We start from the raw sequence: 6197 nt of genomic DNA on the forward strand, positions 1-6197 counted from the left end.
TCTTATTTCTGTAAATAAAGGTAGATTAATTTGCGTATAACATAATCCCGCCCACGCATATTTCGTAAGCTCACTTTCTTTCTTTAAATCTAAGTAAGGTAGTACATTTTTCCGACACCATTGCTTCTCAATATGGTATAAAAACGTAATATCTGCTGTTAAACGAGCAAACATAAAGTTTGTACGTTCCGAAGTAACCCTTACCTGTTCCTCAAATAAAAATAAATATTCATACACGTTGCGATCGTATAAATGATCATATGCTAGCAGTTTTAGTAATACAGCAGTCATCTTCCCAACAGGGTGCTGAATGGATTCATTGTAAAACTCTTGTTTTCCAATTTTAAAATCCGATTCCCCTCTCATAACTTGTGGAAGTACAGAAAAGGCAAAGCGTTTTACAATCCGTATACTATTTTCATCTAACTCTTCTAATCGATTACTAATTTCATATAGAAAACTACTAATTAACCAATGAAAAGCAGTATTTCTAATAAATTTCTGCAATAACGGAATGATTTTTTGAATTTGTTCATTCGTCAAATTCCGGTTATTTCGCCACTCTCTAATACACACAAACCATACTTCATTACTAATTTCGTGCACGCCTACTAGTTGATAAGCAAACGAAATACTCCACTCTACATTCAATTTACACGCTTTTGATAACATCTCTAAAAAATGGCGTTGTTCAAAAACACCGTCTCTTGAAAATTGCCGAACTTGCTCCATTATTTCATCGTCTTTCAGCTGCAGTAATCCATCAGCTGTTACATTGCATGTAATACGTTGTTCATTTGCCTCTTTCTTTGGAACACTGTATAGATCTGAAGAAAAATGGGGGTGTTTCTGTTTCATTAGCTCGTATCCTTCCGCCGTACACTTACTATTCGAATCACACGTGAATAGTAAGTCTAATACAAGACAAGCATCAAACGCCCTCTCTTCTGCAAGATACTCTAATACATGTTGAATTACTTCTTCTTTCGTTTCCTCTAAAGCATCTGCGTAATAATTCTTTAAAAGTTGAAACACTTCATGTTTACATGTGAAATCTAACAGAACATCTACATGTAACAACCACTTCAGTTTGTCATCCGCTGTAACGAATACATTATTAATCATTGCTTCAATTGCAATTCGCTTTTGAAGTACACTATCAGTTTCTATCATTTCTGTAATATAATGATTTGCTTTTTTCTCATTGTTTTCACATAAATATGTAAGACACTCTTTTACAATTTGAATTAAAAATGTAAAATCATTTTGCTGTAACTCCTGCTCTGAAATTTCTCTATCTCTTCTTTTCAGTGCATTTTGTCTTAATGACAATAGTTGTATCTTTTCTAACCCCGTAACCATAATCGGATTTGCGTAGTAAGCGATATGTGGTCTCATTTTCTCTTTCCAAATTCGCTCCACATGAGAAAAAATAGGCATCGGTATACGACTCGATTCCTCGAGTTCAATCGACTCTTGCGTATCATTTCCCCATCTTCTTACACGCTTCAATTTAAGTTTCCCATCTAAAATAAACGTTAATAGCAACAAGCCAATTTCTTTATGCTCAGGGAAAGAACATTTTTGCAATAAATATGTGATCATTTCAATAGAGCTACTATCTTTCTCTGCTGTTTCTAATAAAAGCAATGTCCATCTTGCAAACAACAAAGGGTCCATCGTTTCTTTCGTTTCGTTTAAGTAACTACAAATTGTTCGCCACCATAACGGGGATATTTTAGAATGATTTTTAAAAATCAATTGAAATAGTTCTTTTTGATGACTAAATAGAAATTGCTCCACTAACCATTCCGCAAGCAATTCATCTACTTCATCATAATTTGCTGTAAGCAGAAATAAATTTCTTAGTTTCCCTTCTGCTTCAAGCCATTCCACCCATTCATAATCACGAGCAAATTCAACGAAGTACCGAACGGTTTCAATTTTTTTTATTGACTGTTTTATATAGGATAATTGCTCCTGCTCTACTGATGGAGGAACGGTTACAATATCACGAATACGCATTCTTTTCGTAATATAATTATCCCCCATTAATTCCGCCCACCGCTTCACCGCTTTCACAAGCGCCTGATGATTATTTGCTTTATTCGGATACACAATCGGTCTTATCCCTAAATGCTCCCAATGATATGTATTATCACCTTGTGCGACGAAAGCATAACGCCTTGTACTCGGTGGTAAGCCTGTTGCTAAATATTTCATTACAGGATCATTATGACTATACCCAACGAATAAAACAGTGTAATTTGAGAATAAATCAACTAAAAATCGTCTCGCCCATCCTTCTGTTAAGTAAGCCCTTCCAAAATCACCATCCGTTAAAATTAAAGCTTCTTTCTCTTGTTCTACATTCCCATGTATGTAAGCCAACCCTTTAAACGCTCTCCCTGTCGGTAAAGCAGGTGCATAATAAATATTCAGCTCTCTATTCATTTCTGTAATTACAGACGTAAAATGTTGATCAAAGTTTGTCGTTACAATTCGAACATCCGTATCTAACGGAAACAGCCTTGGAATCGCATAGTGTAATGGATTTGGTTTTGATTTTTCTATATTAACGAGGTCTCTTGCAACTTGATGCACATCTTTCGTTTTCGCAATTTTACCGAGATAATAATCGTGGGGTTCTGTCATCTCACGCCTTTCGACATATAAAGCTTTCGAAATTTCATCAACTAAATCATCGAAATTCGGTAAGTTTGATTTCCCCTTCATAGAAACTCCTGCTCCAACGAATAATACTAACTTACCTTGTTCAAGGTGATCGATTAACTCATCTGGAATTTCTACTTCTGAAGTTATCCACATCCCGGATTCCCCCTTACCTAAAAATGGCATACACTCTCATTTCACTATAACATTTTTAAATTGTTTTTTTAATATTTAGATAAAATTTCAGCATGATAAAGTTTTATATAAATTAAACCGTTCCAATGTATGAACTCCTGAATTTATTGTAAAACTATGTATAAATGGGAGGTGTAAATATTGAGTGATATTACTGTAATACTTATCAAATTTATATCATGCATCATCGCTTTTAGTATCGGACTAGCTCTATTTTTCCCAGCAACGCTCGTCCAAATCATTTCTTTTAGTCTCTTCGTCACAATCGTTTCTTATATGTTTGTTGATAAAATTATTTTAAATCGAATTGGCAATTCCGCTGCCATTATGACGGATTTCTTACTTACGTATTTAAGCGTTTGGATTTTTGGTAATATTTTATTAGACAACTACATGCAAATTGCATGGGGCAGTATCCTTTCTGCCATCGTCTTTACATTATCAGAAGTAATCGTCCATCGCTTTTCTAATTCCCACACAAGGCACAGCAATGATAACATTCGAATTAATCGCCGGTTTGCATATGGTACCGAGTTTGCTGAAGAACAGAATGTGTTGGATAAAGATAAGAAGAAATAACGTTTTGGTGAAGGAGTACCCTTGTTGATAATGTGGTACTCCTTTTTGTTTTTTTGTGATATCAATACGGTGAATGAAATTATATCAACAATTCGACAAGAAATATCGATTTATCGACAACGTTTGATAGCCTATCTTCAAATAAAAAAGCTGCCCCATTAAGAGACAGCAACTTCTGTAATTACGCTTTTACTTTTAAATCTTTTAACGTAATAACATCTGCAAATGATCCAAATACAACATTATGATGTTTTACAATATCTTCAGCGCGTAATACATCTGTGTCAAATGTGCTATGTGCATCACTTACTAATGTTACTTTATACCCTTCACTAAACGCTCTTCGCGTTGTCGTATCAACACAGTACTCTGTTTGCATTCCTGAAATAATAACATGCTCAATCCCTTTTCCTTGTAACACTTCGTTTAAGTTTGTCTTATGGAATGAGTCTGGAGTCGTCTTTTCAACGACAAGCTCCCCTTCTCGCGGAGCAATCGCCGCATGCACTTTCCAGCCATCTGTACCTTTTTCTAACGGATGATCTTTTGGCCCGTTATGTTGTACATAAATAACCGGAATACCATTTGAACGACATTCCCCAATGAGCTCTTGCAACGTTTCTAAAAACTTTTCCCCATTATGTACTGGGATTCCTGCTGTATACATACCCGCTTGCACATCAATAACTAGTAATGCCTTTTTCATTTCACACAGCTCCCTTTATTTTTATAAGCCCCTGCATATTTATTATAATTGTTTATATTCTACCATCCAACAATCTTCTAATTTCCCTTCATGCAGTTCATGTTTCTCTAGTACTTTCACCTTTTTAAACCCGCATTTTTCATAACAGCTTATCGCACGTTCATTATTTACTTTAGGATCCATCGCTATCGCTTCTGCTCCTAAGTTCTCCATTATGTATGTAATTGCTGCTTGAACAAGTTTTGTTCCAATTCCTTTTCCCCAAAAGATCGGTTCACCGATAAATTGGTCCATTCCCCATACATTCTGCGATTCTTCATATCCATATAACGCTTTCCATTCAGAATCAACTGGATACATTTGAATGTAACCGATTGGAACGGCATCAAATTCTATTAAACATCTTTTTTCATGACCGTTTGGATGATGTATAAAATGATCAAGCACCTTTTCTACAGATTGCGGATTATCTCGTCCTTCGTAATACTGCAGGACTTCTGGGTCTGTTAGCCATTTTGAAATGATAGGTGCATCGTTTTTTATTACGTATCTAACTAATAATTTTCCCTTTTGGAATAACATAGGTCACCTCCTTATTAGTTACTCTTATAATAACTTTTCTATATGCGGATAGTAAATTTTTCAAACAGCTTTACTTGCATAATCCCACAATAAGAAATTATTCTGTTCAACCTATACTGAGTATCATAAACTATTATTTAACTAACTAAAAGAATGTTTCCCATAATGAAGTTCTTTTGTAACAGGACCTAAAAAACTAAAACAATTTGGAGATGAGACTTTGAAATCAACATTAATTATTCTTCGAGGAAACTCCGCAAGCGGCAAGACAACTATCGCAAAAGAACTGCAAGAGCATTTCGGGCAAGGAACACTTCTAGTCTCACAAGACGTTGTGCGCAGAGATATGCTAAAAGTTCACGATACAATGGGTAACTTATCTCATGATTTACTATTTGAAATTACGAAGTACGGAAAAGGAAAATGTGAATTTGTTATTTTAGAAGGAATACTAAACAGTCGTAGGTACGGTGAAATGTTAAGAGAATTAATACATTATTTCGAAGGAAACGCTTATACATATTATTTTGACTTATCACTTGAAGAAACGATTAGACGGCATAATACTAGAGAAAAACGACTTGAATTTGGAAAAGATTTATTGAGTAAATGGTATAACCCACACGATACAATTGAGGTTAATAGAGAGACTGTTTTTACAGATGATTTCACGCAAAGAGATATATTTCATGCGATTATTACTGATGTTACGATACAAAAATAAGACTGACTCTTTTTGTCAGTCTTATTTTATTATGTTCCTTGTATTTCAGTTTTCATAACGGAACAATCTTTACATAAGTAATAATATATATTCATCTCACCGAACAGAAAATCAACTACTGAAATAAGTTCCCGTTCTTCAAGATCTTGTGTAATTGTAGCAACATATTTCATCTCTTTCGAACAAGTTGGACATCCTAAATCTTCTGGAACATCATCGTATAGGGGCGCTCCTACCAATCTACATACATATTCCGAACCGAATAAGTCAAAAGCTTCCCAGTAACTATCTTCATCAGTAGGTATATCTTCATTTTTCATATTCGTTAGCTTTACATTAGTTTTTGGAAGATTGACCGGTAGCTTATACTCAGCTTCCATAATCCACTCTTCCGTATTGTCTTGTTTTATTATTTGTACCGTTTTGCCCCCATTACTTAATTGAAAATATTGCGGCTCCCACACCATCGCACAATTCAAGCAAGAGATGAATGGTAATACAATCAATTCATCATTTTTAAGTTCAGCAAGTTTCTCATCTTTCAAATCAAAACAAAAAATTTGATGCATTTTCTCACCGCATAACTTACACAATGGTAATTCACAATCTTGACCACCGAAATAATGATTATATGAATCTTTCCCTTCCATTACTCTATACCCTTTTATTCCATCCCAATGTTCGCCATATAATTCCATTGTCATATTCTATCCTCTTCTCGCTTATAAAGGTAATCCT

6 protein-coding genes are annotated in these 6197 nt (G+C 34.7%); 2 read left to right on the plus strand and 4 right to left on the minus strand.

All coding sequences use genetic code 11. The annotated features are described in order from the left end of the window. A partial coding sequence (locus tag AB3X49_RS15960) for an SIR2 family NAD-dependent protein deacylase (protein WP_367963276.1) occupies nucleotides 1-2859 on the minus strand: 2859 nt, incomplete at its 3' end. A 150-nt stretch (nucleotides 2860-3009) separates the two neighbouring features. On the opposite strand from AB3X49_RS15960, the gene AB3X49_RS15965 reads away from it, so the two are divergent. Further along, nucleotides 3010-3447 (plus strand): YndM family protein, encoded by a 438-nt coding sequence (locus AB3X49_RS15965; RefSeq protein WP_002032800.1) that lies wholly within the window; start codon nucleotides 3010-3012, stop codon nucleotides 3445-3447. A 181-nt stretch (nucleotides 3448-3628) separates the two neighbouring features. Here AB3X49_RS15965 and AB3X49_RS15970 read toward each other — a convergent pair whose 3' ends face one another. Both AB3X49_RS15970 and AB3X49_RS15975 read right to left on the minus strand, forming a co-directional pair. After that, complete coding sequence (locus AB3X49_RS15970) at nucleotides 3629-4153, minus strand: cysteine hydrolase family protein (protein WP_002032801.1); 525 nt, start codon at nucleotides 4151-4153, stop codon at nucleotides 3629-3631. Between the two features lie 42 nt (nucleotides 4154-4195). Beyond that, nucleotides 4196-4735, minus strand: a complete 540-nt coding sequence (locus tag AB3X49_RS15975; RefSeq protein ID WP_003189954.1) for a GNAT family N-acetyltransferase — start codon at nucleotides 4733-4735, stop codon at nucleotides 4196-4198. 220 nt (nucleotides 4736-4955) lie between these two features. On the opposite strand from AB3X49_RS15975, the gene AB3X49_RS15980 reads away from it, so the two are divergent. Next, entirely contained in the window at nucleotides 4956-5459 is a 504-nt protein-coding gene (locus AB3X49_RS15980) for a kinase (protein WP_003189952.1), read from the plus strand. Nucleotides 5460-5488: 29 nt separating this feature from the next. On the opposite strand, the gene AB3X49_RS15985 is transcribed toward AB3X49_RS15980, so the two are convergent. Beyond that, nucleotides 5489-6163, minus strand: coding sequence for a hypothetical protein (locus tag AB3X49_RS15985; RefSeq protein ID WP_367963280.1), 675 nt, complete (start codon nucleotides 6161-6163; stop codon nucleotides 5489-5491). Between the last annotated feature and the right edge of the window lie 34 nt (nucleotides 6164-6197).

Source organism: Bacillus sp. C30, assembly GCF_040838255.1.
Lineage (GTDB): Bacteria > Bacillota > Bacilli > Bacillales > Bacillaceae_G > Bacillus_A > Bacillus_A mycoides.